We start from the raw sequence: 18776 nt of genomic DNA on the forward strand, positions 1-18776 counted from the left end.
GAAAACGATGCGAGCGACTTTTAAACCGACGCCGGTATTCCTGGCGATCATGACCGCCCTGGCAGTCAATGCCCCGGCCCATGCGGACACCACCGACAGCGCTTCTGTCGACACCGGTTCCGTTTCCGTGATCGGCGAGGGCCAGGTCCGTGCCGCCAACGCGGTGGATCGCAAGGAATTCCAGGAACAGCAGCCGGGCAAGAACCCCGTCATGGCGCTGGAACGCGTGCCGGGCGTCAACGTCAACACGGCTGACCCGTACGGTATCTATGAGTACGGTACGAACATCGAAATGCGCGGTTTCAACTCCAGCCAGATCGGCGTGACCGTCGATGGCGTGCCGATGTCCAACAACGCGGCGGCGGGCGGCAACCCGGCCAGCCGTTTCATGGATAGCGAAAACCTGGAGTCCGCGAAGGTATCGCAGGGTTCCGGCGATCTGGCCACCCCGTCCTACAGCGCGCTGGGCGGCTCCATCGCCTACCAGACCATCGATCCGCGCAACAAGGCCGGCATCCAGGGTGAAGTTTCCGGCGGCAGCTTCAGCTCCCACCGCGAGTTCCTGCGTCTGGACACCGGCAAGTTCGCCGACAATACCAAGGCGTTCATCAGTGCGTCGCGGACCGACACCGAAAAGTGGCGCGCCAAGGGCAAGAACACCCGTGATCATTTCGCCACCAAGATCCAGAAGATCTTCGGCGAGAACAAGATCGGCCTGTCCTACACCTACAACAAGCGCCGTGACCACGATTACCTGGACATGAGCCTGGCGGATTACGAAAAGTACGGTCGCTACTATGGCCTGAACACCACCTGGACCGGCGATCCCCTGCAGGACCAGAACAACTACACCGGCTGGACCAACGGCCGTACCGACCAGCTGCTGAGCCTGCAGGGCGACTTCAAGCTGACCGATCGTGCACGTCTGTCCCTGGTTCCCTACTACCAGCGCGAGCATGGCTACGGTACTTACAACCCGGGCCACAACCCGATCACGGGTGCGGTTCAGCTGATGTACCGCGAATCCCGCTACTACACCGATCGCTACGGCGTAACCAGCAAGCTCACCTACGATCTGGGTCAGCATCAGCTGGCAGCCGGTGTCTGGCTGGAAAACTACAAGTACCGCAACGATCGCAACTGGTACACCACCATCGATCAGTCCGTCAGCGGCGCGCCGACGCATGACGTGGTCCAGACCGACTTCAACCGTCGCTTCGTGACCAAGTCCGCGACCTTCTACGTTCAGGACACCATCACGATGATGAACGACCGTCTGAAGCTGGACGTCGGTGCGAAGGCCATTCACGTGACCCGCGACTACACCAACCTGCTCGACGGCACCAACGATCGCAGCGCGACCTATTCCAAGTCGTTCCTGCCGCAGATCGGTGCGACCTATCAGCTGACCGCCAACGAGCAGATCTTCGGCAACATCGCCAAGAACTTCAGTGCCCCGTCCACCAGCGTGCTGACCGTCGGTACCTACAACCCGGATCTGAAGCCGGAGTCGTCCACGAACATCGACCTGGGTATCCGTACCAAGCGCGAGACCTTCGATGCGTCCCTGGCGCTGTATCACGTCAAGTACGACAACCGCATCCTGCAGATCAAGGATTCCACCAACCGCTACCTGCTGAATGCCGACATCTACTCGAACGTGGGCAGCATCACGAGCAAGGGTGTGGAACTGGCGTCCAACTGGCATCCGGTCCAGCAGTTCAACCTGTACACCTCGCTCACGCTGAACCAGTCCAAGTTCGACCAGAACTACCAGGCTTCGTCCACGACCGTGGTGCAGAGCGGTGGCAAGACCGTACCGGATTCGCCGAAAGCCATGCTGTTCGCCGATGCCAGCTACCACGTCGGTCCGTACTTCGCGGGCATCAACGGCAAGTATGTCGGCAAGCGTTACTCCACGGTGGACAACACCGAAAGCGCCCCGTCCTACACCGTGTTCGGTCTGCGGGCCGGCTACAAGGTCAAGAAGTTCTACGGTCTGAAGGACTTCCGCGTACAGGTGAACGTCGACAACCTCTTTGACAAGAGCTATCTGGCGTCCATGTACACCGGTACCACGGCGGGCAACCCGACCTACTTCACCGGTACCCCGCGTGCGGTCTACCTGACCATCGGCGGCTCGCTCTAAGGCGTCACCCTACGCGCTTGGATTCTTAAGCGCCTGGCGGGGTCTGGTACCCCGCCGCATTCGTTATACAAGAAGAGGAAATGACCATGTCTTTTAACCTGCTGCACGACGTGATCATGTACGCCATGATCGGCATGATCCTGCTCGCGACGTTCGTGATCGTCGAGCGATTGATCTTTTTCGGCTACGCGATGCGCGAAGGCAAACGCATTGCTGCTTTCGTCAACAGCCACCTGCACGACGCTAACTTGCACGAAGAACTGCGTGCCGAATTCACGGGCAGTCATAGCCCGCAGGCCCAGGCCCTGTGCGAAATCGTCGATGCGCCGGCCATGTCCCATGCGGCCTCGGAGTTCTTCGTTCAATCCGTCTATGTCGCCAAGCAGCCGCAGCTCAGCAAGCGCCTGTGGCTTCTGGATACCGTCGTGACCCTGTCGCCGCTGATGGGTCTGCTCGGCACCATCATGGGCATCATCGATGCATTCCACAGCCTGTCGACCAACGGCACCTCCGACCCGGCCGCCGTCAGCCACGGGATCGGTACCGCCCTGTTCGCGACCGGTCTCGGTATTGCGATCGCCCTCTACAGCCTGGCGTTCTTCAACTACTTCGGTGAGAAGGTCGAGCAGGTGAACAACCAGATGAAGCTGATCTCGCTGAAGTACCTGGCGACGAAATAACCGCGTTCGCCGGTTCCGTCGTCGTAACCGACCCGGTTCCTGCAGATTCCGGAGGCCTCAGATGTTGACGAAAATCGGTTCTGGTCACTGGGCATTCCATCCCGTCCGTCGTCTGGGAACGACTAAGACGTTGGTCGGGGCGATGTTCACGCTGGCGGTTCTCCTGCCCTTCGGTGCTGCCGATGCGCAAGGGGGTTCAGCCCAACTGGCGAGCACGCCACTGCCGACCGGGGCGCGCATTACGCCGACAGCCGCCCCGGGCGCCTTGTTTCAGCGGATGAATCCGAACCTGCCGACGTTGCCGGACTTTCAGGCAGGGCAGGCAGTCTCCACGGCGCTCAGCCCGGACGGCAAGACCCTGCTCGTGCTGACCAGCGGCTACAACCGGAACTGGAATCCGCAGGGCAAGATCGATCAGGCCACGTCCGAGGAATACATCTTCATCTACGACGTCGGTTCCGGTGCCCCCGTGAAGCGGCAGGTGCTCCGGGTGCCGGACAGCTTCTCCGGCATCGCCTGGCATCCGGATGGGCGACAGTTCTACGTGGCGGGTGGGGTCGATGATGACATCCACCGCTATATCCTCGACGTAAGCCAGTGGCATGAGGTTCTTCCGGCCATGCCCTTGGGGCACCACGATCAGGGGTTGGGCCTCAGGGTGCGACCCATGGCTGCGGGTGTTGCCGTCAGCCCCGATGGCAAGCGTCTGTTGGTCACCAACTTCGAGAACGACAGCGTCTCCGAGATCGATCTCGCCACGTCCAGGGTCATTCATGAGCTGGATCTGCGCCCCGGCAAGATCAATCCGGCTCGTGCCGGCGTACCGGGCGGCGAGTTCCCGTTCTGGGTGGCCTACCAGAGCGACGGGAAGGCCTATGTCACGAGCATGCGCGACCGGGAGGTCGTGGTGCTGCGCATCCGCGACGGCGCACTGTCGGTCATCAAGCGCATTCCCGTGGGCGGTCAACCGACCCGGATGGTTCTCAACCGCGCGAAAAGCCGACTGTACGTCGCCAACTCGAACAGCGACACCGTGACCGTGATCGATGCCAAGCGGGATCTGGTGCTGGATACGCTCGGCACGACCGCCCCGACGAAGACCTACGCCAACGCCAGCCAGCTGAAGGGCAGCAACCCCAACAGTCTTGCGCTGTCACCCGATGAAAAGACCCTGTACGTTACCAATGGCGGCACCAATGCCGTGGCCGTCATCGGGTTGTCGGCGCGCAAGGGCGACTCGGCTGTTCGCGGGCTGATCCCGACGGGCTGGTATCCCAACTCCGTCAGCGTGAGCCGGGACGGCAAAACCCTGTACGTCGTCAACGGCAAGAGCATGCCGGGCCCGAACGGCGGCAATTGTCGCGATTCCCTGTCGACGGAAAAGGCGGCGACCGTGCGCTGTCGTGCCCACAACCAGTACATCTGGCAATTGACCAAGGCCGGCTTTCTGACGCTGCCCGTACCGAGTGGCGTCGAACTGGCCAAGCTGACCCGACAAGTCGCTGTCAATAACAACTGGGCCGACGTGCGTGGCCGGGCGGCGGCAGCGCAGGATATGGCCTTCCTCCGGTCGCGCATCAAGCACGTGATCTATGTCGTGAAGGAAAACCGGACCTACGATCAGGTGCTGGGCGACCTGCGCCCCGGCAACGGCGATGAACATCTGGTGCTGCTGCCCGAACCGATCACCCCGAATCACCATGCTCTCGCCCGTCAGTTCGTGACGCTCGACAATTTCCTGGTGAGCGGCGCGGCCAGTAACGATGGCTGGATCTGGAGCACGGCAGCCCGTTCCACCGAATATTCCGAAAAGAACATCGCCATTAACTATGCCGGTCGGGGGCTGAGCTACGACAACGAAGGCCAGAATCGGAACATCAATCTGGGGCTGGCCGACCCGGAGGCCCGTCATGAGGAAGATGCGCGCGTGCCCGATGATCCCGACCTGCTGCCGGGGGATCGCGACGTGGCTGCACCGGATGGACCTGGCGGGGAAGAGGGCGCCGGGTACCTGTGGGATAGTGCCCTGCGCGCCGGTATCACAATCCGCAACTATGGTTTTTATGCGGACGAGGCACGCTACGACTTGCCGCACGACGATCCGGCCTACGTGCCGCCATCGCGTCACCCCTATGCCGACAAGATGGTTCAGGCCTACGCCAACAAGTCTGCCCTGAGACCGATTACCGATGTCTATTTCCGCGGCTTCGATCAGAACTACGCCGATTACTGGCGCTACACGGAATGGGCGCGGGAATTCGACAACTACGCCAAGTCCGGTACGCTGCCCGCTCTCGAACTGGTGCGTCTGCCGCACGACCACTTCGGCGATTTTGCGACTGCCGCCGATGGCGTGAACACCGTCGAAACCCAGATGGCCGACAACGATTACGCGCTGGGTCTCCTGGTACAGAAAATCGGCAACAGCCCGTTCCGCGACAATACCCTCATCTTCGTGGTGGAGGACGATGCCCAGGATGGCGGCGACCATGTCGATGCGCATCGCAGTCTCGCCTATGTAATCGGGCCCTACGTGAAACGCCATGCCGTGGTTTCCACCCGCTACACCACCGTCAACCTTCTGCGGACCATCGAGGACGTGTTGGGCTTGCGGCCCATGGGTCTGACGGACGGCAATGCCCTGCCGATGGCGGCCGTGTTCGACCGACAGTTGCAACCCATGGATTACACCGCAATCGTTCCCGAAGTGTTGCGGACGACCCAACTGCCTTTGCCGCCACGCACCGCACGGAACAGTCTGCCGGCCTCGGCCGAAACGGCCCGGTATGCCCACTCCCGACGGACGGCCGCCTATTGGTCCACCGTGATGGCCGGACAGGATTTCTCCTCGGAGGACCGGCTCGACACGCAGCGATTCAATCGTGCGCTGTGGATGGGGCTGCGCGGGGTCGATTACTCCGTTCCGTAATCCGCGCGGCATAAATCCCTTCTGCCAATCTCCGGTGGGGTCTCCCGCCCAGATGGACCCAGGCTGCCCCGGCAGCCTTTTCTTTGCCGCCCCGGAAAACCCTGATGCGACGGGTTTCAACCGGCCCATCGCCGAGGGATCCGAGTCGTTGCGTGAACCGTAGCCAAGGGCCTTTTGGTCCTCTTGTCGCGGTTGTCGCGCCTGTGCCTGCGCCATCCGGTGAAACAGATGTTTTGCTAAACCTCATCAACCTGTGGAAAATGAGGTGAACGACTCAAGGCACCGTTCGATCGTTGGGCGGAGCCTTGAGGGATCTGGGGACGATTCGTCGACGGTGCCCGTACGGGGTTATCGGTCACGGCGCCCCGTTTTATTGGCGCCTGACCTTTCTGTTCGAGTACAAACGTGATTGACCGTGATGGATTCCGCCCGAATGTCGGCATCATACTGATTAACCAGGCCGGCGAGGTATTCTGGGGCAAGCGTGCCGGGCATCGTTCCTGGCAGTTTCCGCAGGGGGGAATCAATGAGGACGAGCGGCCGCTGACCGCGATGTTCCGAGAACTCCACGAGGAAACCGGGTTGCTGCCCAGCGATGTCGAGGTGATCGGCTGGACCTGCGGCTGGCTGCGCTATCGATTGCCCAAGAACATGATCCGTCGGCATCTTCATCCGACCTGTATCGGCCAGAAGCAGAAATGGTTCCTGCTGCGTCTGCGTTCGTCAGACAGCGCCTTCAACCTGAATGCCACGTCCAAGCCGGAATTCGATGGTTGGGAATGGCGACCGTACTGGTCGATTCTGTCGGAAGTCATCTATTTCAAACGCGCCGTCTACCGGACGGCCATGAGCGTTCTTGCGCCGACCGCCGGCGCCGGCGAACCGCCGGCCGAGACGGACGAGCACTGGGATGGCCGCGAGGACAAGGAGTCCGCCCATGTTGGATGAACTGCGCCGGATCGTGACCGAAGTCACGCTGTCCGTCGACTTGCGGGCAGCGCTGGATCTGATCGCCCGTCGCGTACGCGATGCCCTTCAGGTCGAAGTCTGCTCCGTCTATGTGCTCGATCACCCGGAGGACGCCGAGGATACCGTCCTCGTCCTCCAGGCGACCGAAGGTCTGAACAAGAACATGATCGGCACGGTTGCCCTGCATCTGAACGAGGGCCTGGTCGGTCTCGTGGCGCGACGGGCCGAACTCGTCAACCTGGAAAATGCCCCGGATCACCCGGCGTTCAAGTTCGTGTCCAATATCGGCGAAGAGCGCTATCACGGCTTTCTGGGCGTGCCCATCATCTACCGGGGCGATGTGCTCGGCGTTCTGGTCGTGCAGACGCACGATCAGCGGCGTTTTTCCTCCGATCAGGAATCCTTCCTCGTCACGCTGGCTTCCCAGCTCGCCTCCGGTATCCGTCAGGCTCAGGTCAGCGGCGAGTTGTCGAGCACGACGATCGCCAAGCCAAAACTCGAATCCGCCGTCACGGCGCGTGGTCTGCCGGGCTCGCCCGGCGTGGTGTTCGGCACGGCGGTCAGCGTGCTCGATGTCGTCGATCTGGAAACCGTGGTGGATCGCGCCGTCAGCGACCCCGAGGAAGAGTGGCGCGTGCTCCAGGCGGCCATCGAGGCCGTCCGGGCAGAATTCGCCCAGTTGAAGCAGGACTTTGCCGAAGCGGCGGGCAATACCGACGAGAACATGCTCTTTGACGCCTTCATCCTGATGCTGGGGGGCGGTTCGCTCGTCGACAGCATGGAGCAGCGGGTGCGCAAGGGGCAATCGGCTTCCGCTGCCCTGCGGGATGCGGTGCGCGAACACACGGCCGTCTTCGAGAAGATGAGCGATCCCTATCTGCGCGAGCGGGCTCAGGACATTCGCGACCTCGGCTCGCGGATTCTCGCCAAGCTGCAGGCGCGCACCCAGGGCGAGCGCGAATGGCCGGAGCGGATCGTCCTCGTCGGCCGGGATCTGTCCGCCTCCCATCTCGCCGAAATCCCGACGAACCGGCTGGTGGGCATCGTGTCCAGCACCGGCTCGGGATCGTCGCATCTGGCGATTCTCGCCCGCGCGCTGGGCATTCCCGCCGCCATGGGCGTGCCGGACCTGCCTATCGCCCAGCTGAACGACCAGGAAGTGGTCGTCGATGGCTATCGCGGTCTGCTGATCGTCCGCCCGGTGGGATCGCTCCGCCAGGAATTGATGCGGCTGGCCCAGGAAGAAGCGCAACTCACGGCCGAGCTGAGCGGCCTGCGCGATCTGCCGGCGACTACGCCGGATGGTGTGCGTGTCGGCCTGCACGTGAACATCGGCCTGTTATCGGACATGGCACCGTCGATGACCGTGGGGGCCGAGGGCATCGGTCTGTACCGGACCGAAGTGCCGTTCCAGATCCGCAAGCAGTTTCCCGGCGAGGTCGAACAGGCCGGCATCTACCGCGAGGCACTGGAAACCTTCAAGGGCAAACCGGTCGTGCTGCGCACCCTGGATGTCGGCGGCGACAAGCCCTTGTCCTATTTCCCGATCAAGGAAGACAACCCCTTCCTGGGCTGGCGGGGCATCCGGTTGGTGCTCGATCACCCGGAAATCTTCCTGACGCAGATCCGGGCCATGCTCCGGGCTTCGGTCGGGCTGGACAACCTCGGCATCCTGCTGCCCATGGTGGGATCGGTGGACGAACTTGAAACGGCCAAAGTCTATATCCATCAGGCCCTCACCGAACTGCGGGAAGAGGGCGAGGCGGTCGCGACGCCACGAATCGGCGTGATGATTGAGGTGCCGTCCGCTGTCTACCAGATCGACATCATCGTCGGCATGGTGGATTTCCTGTCCATCGGCACCAACGACCTGACCCAGTACATCCTGGCCATCGACCGCAACAACGAACGCGTCGCCCCGCGCTATGACGCCCTCCATCCGGCCGTATTGCGCGCCATCGTCCAGGTGGTCTCCGCCTGCCAGGGCTCGGGGCGTGAAGTGGCCGTCTGCGGCGAACTGGCGGGCGACCCCATGGGGGCCGTGCTCCTGCTGGGCATGGGGATCGACGTCCTGTCGATGAGTGCCGGTTCCGTCCCGCGTATCAAGTGGGTCATGCGCACCATGTCCCATGCGGACGCCCGGAATCTGCTCGCCGAGGCCCTCAATTGCCATCGTCCGAGCGAGATCCGCCAGATGCTGTATCAGGCACTCCATGAGCGGGGGTTGGGCGGTCTCGTCCGGGCCGGTCGCTAGGGGATTGGCCCGCGGTGGAAAGCGCGATCATTTCCCGGGCCAAACCGCCCGAAAAGCCGTCAGACGAAGGTTGACATCCGAGGGTGAGATGCCTAATATGCGCGCTTCGCGTGGTTCGGGCTAGCGCCCGCATTTCACGAAGGCGCGGTCTCAAAGCCAAGCCGATCGGAGTGTAGCGCAGTCTGGTAGCGCACCTGGTTTGGGACCAGGTGGTCGTAGGTTCAAATCCTATCACTCCGACCAAACTGCATATTACTTGCGCCCGTAGCTCATCTGGATAGAGCATCGGCCTTCTAAGCCGAGGGTAGCGGGTTCGAGTCCTGCCGGGCGCACCAAGCGCTCATATACCAAACAATGGTGGCCGTAGCTCAGTTGGTAGAGTCCCGGATTGTGATTCCGGTTGTCGTGGGTTCGAGCCCCATCGGTCACCCCATATTCAGAAACGAAATTGCCCGGTTCCGACCGGGCTTTTTCGTTTCCGCCTTCCGTATGTCGTCCAGCAAGGCGACCGTTCTCATCCTTTGTGATGAGATGGACCTGTGGCCCTCAGTCGCGATTGATCAGACCCTGAGCAACCCTTTACAGGGTCGTCATTTCCATCGATTCACAAGCGCATCCACCGCCCGGAAACGGGGATTGATGTTGCACGCTTGCACCGTTCATGGATTGCCTCGGCCAAGGTGTCTCCCTTGTTGCCAACCGATCGTGCAGTTCCGCCGCCAGCTTCAGCACAAAGGACGGATCTGCCGCCTATTTTGTCGGTTAGTGCGAGCCGAGCAGTCGAGTGGCACTAAGTATTACTTCGCAGAACCGCAAAAATTGCCGTCATGTAATTGTCATATTTAAGTTTTTTTGGCGCACTGTTTGTCCTGAGTCTCTGGCGTGAAAAGTGGCGAGAACCAAGTGTTAATGCGGGATTTAAAGATTTGTTGCCATAAGCTCATGATAAAAAAGAAATATATAAATAGTCTAACGATTTTATTGTGTTTGAACCGTTGAAAAAGACTGGTTAGGGTGAGCAGCACATAAAGGACTGAACAGCATCCAAGGAGTGAGGATGACCAAGTCACAAAGTTTGTCAGAACAATCACAGCAAAGCGCAGTATCGGTTTGTGCAAAACACGGGCCGTGGGGTTTCGTTCAGCTCATTGCCATTATTCTCCATGATTGAAAAAAACAGCGGTCTGTCCCCTATAGTTCAGTTTTTTTATTGGGTAGGTGTCATGGGCTTCATTAATCAGAAAATCTCAAAACACTCCCTGAAGCATTTGAAATGGCTTTTGTTACCAATTGGTGCCGCAGCTTTCTATTACTATTTGTGGGTATGGAATCCACTGCCGAGCGACGAAGAAATGATCAGAAACTTCAAGGATCACAGGGCGGATTTCGTCGAAGTCGTGCGTCGCTACCGTGAATATCCACGTCCGCCGGGAACGAGCTCGGCATTTTGGTACAAGGAGGGCGATACGCTGGAACTCTTCAAGCGGGCGGGGATAGATAGCGTTGCTCGCTCAGCGCCATTGTGGTTACCCAATCCCTATACGCTTGAGACAGCTCGTCGGGAGTTAAGTCTCTTGAGCTCACCTCAAGAGCTCCATGCTGCCCTCTATCGGTATAGTCCCCTGCGTATTAAGCCTGCCACGACCCCGCGAATCGATCATCCTGATCAATCGGACGATCGTAGTTATCGCCGGAATACCCTGCTCTTTGGCATGATCTGGAAGGACTACATTTTCTTTCCTGAAATACCCAGAATCGAAAACGGAAAATTGTTAGAGCCACTACAGATAGTTGGCAAAGGCTTCGATGATGCCAAATTTCATGAGACGGAGGGTGTCTTCACACGCCAGACAACTAACCGCGCACTTCCCTCACTTAATTACCTGCCCAGTCACTGGAAAGGATTTGAATGTGTGTATCGGCAAATCGAGCCGCAGTGGTTCATCCGCATGTGCAATGGTCATTAATCGTTTTATGGAGGACTCTTCCCATGACAAAGGTCATCTATCTGAACAGAGCAACCAATGAATAATTGGGGTCAGAGTAAAATTACCAGCCTCTGAGTTTTGAAACCTCTCCAGGGAAGGCGGTTCGACGATGGCAAGATTGCCAAGACTATGCGTGCCGGATGTGCCGCAGCACATCATCCAGCGTGGCAATAATCGTCAGGTCTGCTTCGCGGGCACGGAAGATTTTGCCGCCTACGCGGGGTGGTTGGGTGAGTACGCGCGCAAATACGAGGTAGCGATTCATGCTGAACGGAACTGAGATAAATACACAGGGACGATTGAGATAAATGTGGGATATCCAGGGATGAACAGGGCTGTGATGGGATGGGCGATGAAAATATATTTCGCATCACGCAAGACCTAATCGCTCAGCAGATACCCTTGAACTATATCAATGATCGCTTTCTGATCAGCCGGTGAAATGGTACCAGCAACCGGGTCATCAAAAATCATTTGGCGGCCCGGCATGTAGCGCGTGCTGAATTCATGAAAGACCGCAACGGGATCACCAAACCCGATCTTCGAACTGTCACTGTCAGCCTGGAAATTCAGGCTATCGAGCATATCCCCGTAGCGATCGAGAATGCGGCCGTTTCCGTCCTCCGGGTAGCTTTTTTTCGTTGACTCGGCCCATTGTGCCCAGGGGTGCCCCATCGGATCGGTTTGGGTTTCAAATCGATTCGATATGCGGGTGACAAGCTCTTGTCCGATGCTGGCCATCGCCGGTTGCATGTCAGTGACGTGCTGCATCAGATGACTGAGCGCATCGACTACGAACCGGTCATTGACATTGATGGTGAGCATGATACGTTCTTCTCCAAGAAGTGGCGGCAAAGTCTCCCGGCAGCCGCTGAGGGCATACCTGAGGCCCAAAGGTTCCGTCGATGGTCAGGGGAGCCCATCGCGCCATTTCCACGGGGCAGTTCAGGTGCTGCCTCATTTTTTTTGCTTGTTCAGCAGGCGTGCAATCTCTCTGTCCCGCGCTGCTTCTTTGCGCGACAAACGCCGATAACTCGTCACGAATAGCCCTTTGCCCGTTTGGGTCGCCTTCACCACCAGCACGTACCCGCCCAGATCCGGCGTATCCTTGATTTGCACATAAATCAGGCTGTTTTGTTCCTGAGCCTTGATTTGCGCCTGATCGATCACCGATTGCGCCTGCAAATACTCGGCATCGGTCATTTCGACGTGCTTTCTATCCTGTTTCGCGATCGTTTCCGGTGACAGGCTGGCCACAGGATTTTTCCCCTGAATCAGCGATAGGTCATCAAGCGCCAAGAACGCCAGTGGCCAATTGCCTTGAGGGTTGGCCCGCCATGCGGAAAAGGCCTGCTCAGCATCTGCCCCGCTATTGATGGCTTCAAGGGCGGCCCTGCCAAGCGGAGGAGAAAGCCCGGCCAGTTTGTCGGCCGTCATCTTGAGCTGGTTGGCAAGGAATGCAGCTCCCGGGTTGTAGCCGAATCCCGGAGTAATGCCGACCGGAACACGGGTGACTTCACCGGTGCGCTTGTTGATGAATTCCTGCGTACCCAGATTGGGTGCGGCTGGTTTCAACGGGGTGCCGTCAGGTGCCTGGCCGGCCTCGAAATCGCCTTTGCTCATGGCCACCAGGCGACAACGGCAACGGTAACCCAGTGGGGGTGTATGGCTATGCCAAAAGGGATCATCGATCGGCAGGGTCACATTGTCGAAAACCCGGTGGCTGACCCGGACGCGCTCGTCGCGTTTGGTCACGTAACGCAGATAGGGATGACTGGCTCGTGTCGATTCAAACCGCTGCCAGCGTCCTGCAGCCTGGGCCGTACGGATGTTGGTGTCGTAGATCAGCTTCAGACGCGATGCATCGAAAGTGGTCGACAGCATTTTTCCCGTTTGAGGATCGAGCACCTGGTTCTCGCCCCACCAGCCCGCCTTTTGCAACTCGGATTTCATATCGCGCATGAAGTCGCGTCGCGACAGATCGCCTTTGACGGAAGCGGTGATTTTGTCCCGGAAGGTTTGCAGCAAATCGGCATGAGCCAGACGGCTTACCGTGAACGAGCGGGTATGTTCTTCCGCCCACAAGTCCTGCCAGTTGAAGGTTTTCTCGATGCGGCCGCGGGCTACCATGTACGCCACCGCCTCGGCCGGCGGTAGCTTCATCATGTTGGCGAAATCCGTGGCGTCGCTCATTGCGGCACATCGATTTGCAGTCCGCTTGCTGCGGCGAGTCGGGCGATGAAATTCTGACGGGTCAACTGAGCCTGCAATGCGGCCGAAGCCTGTGGCGTCAGCAGATCGGGCAATCGGGAAAGCAGTTGATCCGCCGTTTCGCCATTTTGAATTGCTTCATCGATCAGCTTTTGCAAGGGATCGACCATCGGCGCCAACACGGCCTGCCATTGATCCATTTCCGCAGTCACGGCCTGGTCGAGCGCATCCGTGGCGGATGGGTTCTGCCCATCGGAAAACTCGACCCCACTGCAGCAAGGGCACCCGGATCGAGTTCCCGACTCGGAAAATGCCGCCCCATTCGCCGCTCCGCCCTGCGGACTGGTGGGCGATGACGGCGGCGCTACGACCTCCAGATCGTCATCGCGCAGATCGTAGCTGCGCATATAGTAGGACTTGGTGAACTTCACACCCGTGCGGGACAGAATATCGTCGCGTTTGGCCTGGGTATCGTCGATTTCAGCCTGCTCGAATAGCTTGAAGGTCGGCGCTTCCCCGTCGCTGTTGATCTCGACGATCCAACGAATCAGTTCGTTCATCGCCTGTTCGATCATGGTCACGTCGGAATCGCGGATCTCGCGCGTCACTTCCAGGCCAGCCGTGGCGCTGGCGCGGTTGGCATTCGCCTCCGTCGTCTGGTTCTGACCCAGCAGCGCGATGCTGATCTCGCTGCGGCAGTACATCAACAGATCCTGGTAAATGCTCGACGAGCTCGTGCGCGCGGCATCGCCGACGATATCGACGCTCGAATCGTCCGGGATCACCGCCACCGCGTCCTGAACCATCGCCTCTAGTTGATCGAGCAGACGATCGGTTTCAGTCTTCGGTGTACCGCGCGGCGTTTTGCCGACGAGCCACGGCGTGCCGTACTTCTCGGTAAACACCACCCAGAACTTCAGCCCGCCGCGCTTGAAGGTCGCCGGCCAGAAGCACATCGACAGGTCGGCGATGCCGTAGGGATTGACATAACTGGCATCCTGACGCGGCAATAGGAATTTTCGTTCCGGCAGCAGTTCGCCATCGAACAGACGATCTTTCGAGCGGAAGCGCAAGCGCGACTCGGGATCGAACAGAAACCATTCCGGCGGCTTGGCGACGACCCGCTCGGGCACATTCCATCCATCGGCAAACCCGGCCGCCTTCGTCCACATCACTTCCAGCGGCTGATAACCGTACAGCGCCGCCTCCATCGCCTCGGCGCGCAGATGGTCCAGGTCAAGCCGTTGAAAAATGGCGTCGATGCGCTTGGTCACCCGTGCCGTGGCATTGCCTTGTTCAATGCGCCATTCCAGCGCCTTCACCGCGGCCTTGCGTCGACGAATGCAGCCGCCCACATGGGCATCGGCGCGCAGATCCCGATAGACCGCAATGTCCCGACCCATCTTCTTCAATACCGGATCCGGATTCGGCAGGTACTGACCCAGTGCATTAAAGTCCGGGCTGTGATCACGGCTGGCGATCTCGGCCGTCAGGTTCTGCCTGGCATTGTCCGCGAACTCGACGAACTGGTTGGGGGATACCCAGATGCCTTTGCGATTCATCAATACCCCTCCATCAACGCGGCAGACTGGCGACGGCGACGGGACGCCACTTCGATCGGGCCGCTATCCAGCATGCTGGCGAAATAAGCCAGGAACAGGGCGACCGCACTGTCCCCATGTCGTTTCCGGCCATCGCTGCCGATGTATTCGGCCTCCTTGTCCAGTTTGGGAACGCCCCGGACGACGGCAATCGATCGAAGATCGCGCCGAACGTCCGCATGGCGCGGGGTGCGGATCAAACCGTCTTCGAACGCCGCTTTGAAAATCGGCATGTTGGCACCGTAGAAGGCATCGTTGAACTTGATGGGGTGGATGCGGGAACCGAACTTGTCCCGGGTGTATTCGGCCATGGTTTCGCCGTTTCCGGTGCCATCCATGGCGCCAGCCTGGAAGCGCGGCAACCGTTCAACCACATACCAGAGGATCTGTTCCTGCTGACGGGTCGGCACGTTGCGCATTTCGATCATGAAGGGCACCGAGCGGACCAGATCAGGGGTGATCGCCATCGGCGCGATCACCGACAAGTGCCCGGATCGGGCAAAATCCTGGCCATACACATGCAGCAGATTCCCGTCGAGTTCGCGCAGTAACGGGTCCAGCTGTTGGGCGATCCAATCGGCAACGTCGGCGCGGCGGGTCGGCTCCGGCAACGCCCCGAAGGCATCATCGAACGCCAGGCGGAGAATCGGCACATCGACCATGGCCTTTTCGATCAGGATGGCCGGCAAATAACTGCCGCTGCCGGCCTTGGGGATGACGTCCAGTTCCTCGGTGGCATCATCGCCATAGAACGCATACACGCTGTCGATCCATGCCGCTTCGCCCTCGGGCTTCCATGCCTTACCCAGGCGCAAGCAAACGCGCTGATAGAGCCCCTGCGCCACGGCTTCGCGGAAGGTCGTGCGCTGCACGCTGCCGGCGCGCGCACCGGTTTTGATATCGTTGACGAGTTCGTTGAACGGGTTGTCTTCGCCGTCATGCGTGGAAATGACGCGTACCTTGCCGCCCCAGATCAGCAGCGCCAATGCAGCCTTGAGCAGTTCATCCAGTTTCTGGTGGAATGCCGCTTCGTCGATCACGATCACGCCCTGTTTGCCCCTGAGGTTGGCCGGGCGCGAGCTTAAGGCAACAATCCGGTGACCGGAGGCCGGAAAGCGGATCGTATAGGTTTTGATGTGCTTGTCTTCCGCATCCTCTTCCCAGATGCCTTCCTCGATCTCGCCGGCCACGTAGTTGAACGCCTTGGCCCACATGGCGCAGGCTTCGATGTATTCCAGGCCCATGTCCTGGTTGTAGCCGATGTAGTACACGTTCATCCCGCCGGAGGGTTTGCCCGAAGACGCAATCAAAACGTCGTCGGCGGCTTCCGCCCAGGTCAGGCCGATGCGGCGTGATTTCGGGCCCACCTTGAGCTGAGCCTGGTCGGCGATCCACGCCTGCTGATAGGGCAAGAGCACCGCCGGGACTTCGGCGTTGCTGGTATTCGGCAGAACGACCGGTACCGCGCTCACGAGGCGATCCCGAGGATTTCGCGGCGGATCGTCTCCACCGCATCGGCGGATAGGCCGCCCTTGCGGGCGATGGTTTCAACCGACGTGGCGGTCGCTTCGATACGGGCGCGAACTTCCTGTTCAAACCGCTTCTGCCCCTGACTGGCACGGCTCGCCTCCGCGATGGCCCGGGCGGCATTGGCCAACAGCTTCACCCGATCGGCGGGGTCGGCTTCCTCATCCGCTTCCTCCAGTGCCAACATCGCATCGAACAGGCTGGATTGAACCAGGGAAATAACGGCGGCCGAGCGGTGATCCGCGTCATCGGGCGCGGCTTCGGCAATGGCGCGGGCGGCTTCGGTACTGGCACGGATCGCACTCAAACGGCGTTCGAGCTTCTGGCCGTAGCGGTGCAGGCTGCTTTTGCCGATGCTGACGCCATGGGCATCCAGGATCATCTGTTCGAGCATGTCGTAACCGGAGAAACCGGCATCGATCAGCATGCGGTCGATGGTGGCGCGCAGATCCGGCGGCAACTGACTGATCTTGTCACGGGGTGGCATCATTTCCACCTTCAACATCGTATTCAGCTGCGATTTCGTCTATCAGGTCATACACATCACGACCCGACTCATAGTCCTCTCGGACTGCATCCTCATCGTGAAAGCGAACGCCACGATCCATCAGGTGCAAGGTCAATGTGTCGAACCAGACCTCAAAATCAAATTCTTGGTTTGTCATGGACGCGGCCTCGCAATCCCGTCGACCAGGGTATGGCCATTGGCCACGTCGACGCCGCGCACGGTGATGCGGGCAGCCTGGACGTCATCGTGGTACTCGATATCGATCAGACCCCGGTCGGCCAACCAGCGGAACTCCGCCCGCAAATCATCATGGCCGATCGCTAGACGCTCGCCCTCCAGCAGTCGCACCAGCACGGTTTCGCGCAGGGCGTAATCCGGTGAGACAGCCAGCGCCTGGAGCAGCACCAATCGACGATCCTGCGCTACCAGGTCTTTGTAATTCGCCGTGAACCCGCTCATCGTGATCCCTCGTTGATCAGTTTGGTTTCCACCCGATCCAGGCTGCGTTGCACGCCGCTCATCACGCCGACGAGTTCGCGCACGGCACCGGAGAGATCGTTGATACGTTCATGCAGATCGCCCAGATCCTGATGGGTGGGAGAATTGAAAATGCGCTGCTCCAGCAGCGCGATGGTCTGTTTTGCGTTGGCCAGTTCCGTTTGCAGTTCGCGCAGAACTTGCGCGTCCGCCATTTCCTTTTTCATCACCCAGCCGTACCAGCCCAACACGATCATGCCGAGGGTCTGCAGACCATCCATCAGCCAGGTGTAACCCTGTGAAGAAATCACGATCCGTATCCTCCCTGGTGCCTGTCGACGTTATCCGCGCAATCGCTCATGGGGCCTCCTGCTGGGTTTGTTCTCGGTGTTCACGGCGAATCACCCATGCCTGCAAGTCGACAAAACGCCGGGTGAACGCGTGGTACTGATCCGCCGCCTCGATGTAGGCCTGCCACAGTTGCCCCACCGTCAACTCAGTGGCGCTGCCCGGCACGGGTAGCGGTGGCGGGGGCACCATCAGATCCGCAGGCGCAGGCTGACGGATCGGTACCGGCGGCGGCAGAGCGGGCGAGGCACACCCCGCAAGCATCGAGACGACGGGCATAAAGATCAGGATTTTCGGCAACATGGCGGGCAGCCTCCTTAACACGGATAATCGTCCGGGTCTGTTCGATCACCCGTACCTGTTCGCTGGCGCGCAGAATCTCGGCATCTTCCGCCGCCCGTTCATTGGCCTGGCGTATCGCCCGATTCACGTTCTCCATTTGGGATTTCTGCGCGGTCAGCTGAGCTTTTTGGGCAACCAACTCGGCATCGTGATGGCCCCAGCGATACCCGGCCCCCGTCGCGATGCCAATCGAGATCGTGGCCACCAGGGCACCGATGGCGAGGGCATTCATGACGCGTCTCCGATGCATTGCGCATACTCGCGTTCACGACGCTTGACGAGGCCGGGAATGACCTTGCCGTTATCCTTGTTCCAGCGAAGGATCTGGCGACAGGCTTCGGCGTAATCCGGTGGGGACTGGCGCAGGCGCTTCACCAGCGTGGAACCGCAAAATGCCCCGCTGCCAATGTTGTAAGCCAGGCGAACGTAGGCATCCCACTCGTACTGATACAGCGGCACATTGCCGATACAGGCATGCATGGCTTTTTCCGTCTTGTCGACGTGCGCCCGCAGCGCGATCAATGCCCGCACCGGCGTGGTTTTCTCACCGGCTTTGACGGGCGTGCCGTCCAGGTGCGTGGTGGTACCGAAGCCGACGGTTTGCACGCCGCCGCCATCGGGGTAGCTGTTGCCACGATAGCCTTCATCGGAAGCGAGATAAGTCAGGCCGACGGCTGAAAGCGCCGCAAGCCCGGCAATAATCCCGCGACCGCCTCCTGTCCTTTTCATGCCACCCCCAAACGTACAAAAGCACACACCCCGCATTGTGCGGGGTGTGGTATGGATGGTCTTT

Annotated in this window: 17 protein-coding genes and 3 tRNA genes; 10 read left to right on the top strand and 10 right to left on the bottom strand. The window is 59.9% G+C overall.

The features are described 5' to 3' along the window. Positions 1-7: 7 nt before the first annotated feature. From A9404_RS00275 to A9404_RS13590, 10 genes are all read left to right on the top strand, one after another. On the top strand, positions 8-2149 hold the full coding sequence (locus A9404_RS00275; RefSeq protein ID WP_066097612.1) for a TonB-dependent receptor family protein: 2142 nt from the start codon (positions 8-10) through the stop codon (positions 2147-2149). A gap of 86 nt (positions 2150-2235) precedes the next feature. Continuing rightward, positions 2236-2829: a MotA/TolQ/ExbB proton channel family protein gene (locus tag A9404_RS00280; RefSeq protein WP_066097614.1), complete on the top strand. Its 594-nt coding sequence runs from the start codon at positions 2236-2238 to the stop codon at positions 2827-2829. Positions 2830-2890: 61 nt separating this feature from the next. After that, entirely contained in the window at positions 2891-5758 is a 2868-nt protein-coding gene (locus A9404_RS00285) for a bifunctional YncE family protein/alkaline phosphatase family protein (RefSeq protein ID WP_082922611.1), read from the top strand. A gap of 405 nt (positions 5759-6163) precedes the next feature. Continuing rightward, positions 6164-6706: an RNA pyrophosphohydrolase gene (locus A9404_RS00290; RefSeq protein ID WP_066097616.1), complete on the top strand. Its 543-nt coding sequence runs from the start codon at positions 6164-6166 to the stop codon at positions 6704-6706. After that, positions 6696-8981, top strand: a complete 2286-nt coding sequence (gene ptsP, locus A9404_RS00295; RefSeq protein ID WP_066097618.1) for a phosphoenolpyruvate--protein phosphotransferase — start codon at positions 6696-6698, stop codon at positions 8979-8981. The genes A9404_RS00290 and ptsP overlap by 11 nt, the downstream gene beginning before the upstream one ends. 166 nt (positions 8982-9147) lie before the next feature. Next, a tRNA-Pro gene (locus tag A9404_RS00300) sits at positions 9148-9224 on the top strand. A gap of 15 nt (positions 9225-9239) precedes the next feature. Further along, positions 9240-9316: transfer RNA gene (locus A9404_RS00305), tRNA-Arg, on the top strand. A 22-nt stretch (positions 9317-9338) separates the two neighbouring features. Continuing rightward, positions 9339-9414, top strand: a tRNA-His gene (locus A9404_RS00310). Positions 9415-10144: 730 nt separating this feature from the next. Beyond that, positions 10145-10948, top strand: a complete 804-nt coding sequence (locus tag A9404_RS00315) for a hypothetical protein (protein ID WP_066097620.1) — start codon at positions 10145-10147, stop codon at positions 10946-10948. 130 nt (positions 10949-11078) lie between these two features. Next, complete coding sequence (locus A9404_RS13590) at positions 11079-11249, top strand: hypothetical protein (protein WP_156521170.1); 171 nt, start codon at positions 11079-11081, stop codon at positions 11247-11249. 101 nt (positions 11250-11350) lie between these two features. Here the strand turns inward: A9404_RS13590 and A9404_RS00320 are convergent, their stop codons facing one another. The 10 genes from A9404_RS00320 to A9404_RS00365 all read right to left on the bottom strand — a co-directional run bounded on the left by A9404_RS00320 (position 11351) and on the right by A9404_RS00365 (position 18712). Next, positions 11351-11794 (bottom strand): phage virion morphogenesis protein, encoded by a 444-nt coding sequence (locus A9404_RS00320; RefSeq protein WP_082922612.1) that lies wholly within the window; start codon positions 11792-11794, stop codon positions 11351-11353. A gap of 132 nt (positions 11795-11926) precedes the next feature. Then, positions 11927-12997, bottom strand: a complete 1071-nt coding sequence (locus tag A9404_RS00325) for a phage head morphogenesis protein (RefSeq protein ID WP_197490367.1) — start codon at positions 12995-12997, stop codon at positions 11927-11929. Positions 12998-13158: 161 nt separating this feature from the next. Further along, positions 13159-14742 (bottom strand): DUF935 domain-containing protein, encoded by a 1584-nt coding sequence (locus tag A9404_RS00330; protein ID WP_066097624.1) that lies wholly within the window; start codon positions 14740-14742, stop codon positions 13159-13161. After that, positions 14742-16253, bottom strand: coding sequence for a hypothetical protein (locus tag A9404_RS00335; RefSeq protein ID WP_066097626.1), 1512 nt, complete (start codon positions 16251-16253; stop codon positions 14742-14744). The genes A9404_RS00330 and A9404_RS00335 overlap by 1 nt, the downstream gene beginning before the upstream one ends. After that, the gene (locus tag A9404_RS00340) at positions 16250-16798 is read right to left on the bottom strand and encodes a DUF3486 family protein (protein WP_197490368.1); all 549 of its coding nucleotides are present in this window, start codon (positions 16796-16798) and stop codon (positions 16250-16252) included. Before A9404_RS00340 ends, A9404_RS00335 begins: the two co-directional genes overlap by 4 nt. Next, entirely contained in the window at positions 16782-16973 is a 192-nt protein-coding gene (locus tag A9404_RS00345) for a hypothetical protein (RefSeq protein ID WP_066097628.1), read from the bottom strand. Before A9404_RS00345 ends, A9404_RS00340 begins: the two co-directional genes overlap by 17 nt. Beyond that, on the bottom strand, positions 16970-17275 hold the full coding sequence (locus tag A9404_RS00350; protein ID WP_066097630.1) for a VpaChn25_0724 family phage protein: 306 nt from the start codon (positions 17273-17275) through the stop codon (positions 16970-16972). Before A9404_RS00350 ends, A9404_RS00345 begins: the two co-directional genes overlap by 4 nt. Beyond that, positions 17272-17604, bottom strand: coding sequence for a hypothetical protein (locus A9404_RS00355; protein ID WP_066097632.1), 333 nt, complete (start codon positions 17602-17604; stop codon positions 17272-17274). The genes A9404_RS00350 and A9404_RS00355 overlap by 4 nt, the downstream gene beginning before the upstream one ends. A 185-nt stretch (positions 17605-17789) precedes the next feature. After that, the gene (locus A9404_RS00360; protein ID WP_066097633.1) at positions 17790-18215 is read right to left on the bottom strand and encodes a hypothetical protein; all 426 of its coding nucleotides are present in this window, start codon (positions 18213-18215) and stop codon (positions 17790-17792) included. Next, a complete protein-coding gene (locus A9404_RS00365; RefSeq protein WP_066097635.1) occupies positions 18212-18712 on the bottom strand; it encodes a lysozyme in 501 nt (166 codons plus the stop codon). Before A9404_RS00365 ends, A9404_RS00360 begins: the two co-directional genes overlap by 4 nt. Positions 18713-18776: the final 64 nt, after the last annotated feature.

The sequence above is a fragment of the Halothiobacillus diazotrophicus genome, assembly GCF_001663815.1.
Lineage (GTDB): Bacteria > Pseudomonadota > Gammaproteobacteria > Halothiobacillales > Halothiobacillaceae > Halothiobacillus > Halothiobacillus diazotrophicus.

What these genes read in the sequence shown, in the direction of transcription:
- A9404_RS00275 (WP_066097612.1), top strand. Translation starts at nt 8, where the DNA reads ATGCGAGCGACTTTTAAACCGACGCCGGTATTCCTGGCGATCATGACC.
- A9404_RS00280 (WP_066097614.1), top strand. Translation starts at nt 2,236, where the DNA reads ATGTCTTTTAACCTGCTGCACGACGTGATCATGTACGCCATGATCGGC.
- A9404_RS00285 (WP_082922611.1), top strand. Translation starts at nt 2,891, where the DNA reads ATGTTGACGAAAATCGGTTCTGGTCACTGGGCATTCCATCCCGTCCGT.
- ptsP (WP_066097618.1), top strand. Translation starts at nt 6,696, where the DNA reads ATGTTGGATGAACTGCGCCGGATCGTGACCGAAGTCACGCTGTCCGTC.
- A9404_RS00315 (WP_066097620.1), top strand. Translation starts at nt 10,145, where the DNA reads ATGATTGAAAAAAACAGCGGTCTGTCCCCTATAGTTCAGTTTTTTTAT.
- A9404_RS13590 (WP_156521170.1), top strand. Translation starts at nt 11,079, where the DNA reads ATGGCAAGATTGCCAAGACTATGCGTGCCGGATGTGCCGCAGCACATC.
- A9404_RS00320 (WP_082922612.1), bottom strand. Translation starts at nt 11,794, where the DNA reads ATGCTCACCATCAATGTCAATGACCGGTTCGTAGTCGATGCGCTCAGT.
- A9404_RS00330 (WP_066097624.1), bottom strand. Translation starts at nt 14,742, where the DNA reads ATGAATCGCAAAGGCATCTGGGTATCCCCCAACCAGTTCGTCGAGTTC.
- A9404_RS00340 (WP_197490368.1), bottom strand. Translation starts at nt 16,798, where the DNA reads ATGATGCCACCCCGTGACAAGATCAGTCAGTTGCCGCCGGATCTGCGC.
- A9404_RS00345 (WP_066097628.1), bottom strand. Translation starts at nt 16,973, where the DNA reads ATGACAAACCAAGAATTTGATTTTGAGGTCTGGTTCGACACATTGACC.
- A9404_RS00350 (WP_066097630.1), bottom strand. Translation starts at nt 17,275, where the DNA reads ATGAGCGGGTTCACGGCGAATTACAAAGACCTGGTAGCGCAGGATCGT.
- A9404_RS00360 (WP_066097633.1), bottom strand. Translation starts at nt 18,215, where the DNA reads ATGAATGCCCTCGCCATCGGTGCCCTGGTGGCCACGATCTCGATTGGC.
- A9404_RS00365 (WP_066097635.1), bottom strand. Translation starts at nt 18,712, where the DNA reads ATGAAAAGGACAGGAGGCGGTCGCGGGATTATTGCCGGGCTTGCGGCG.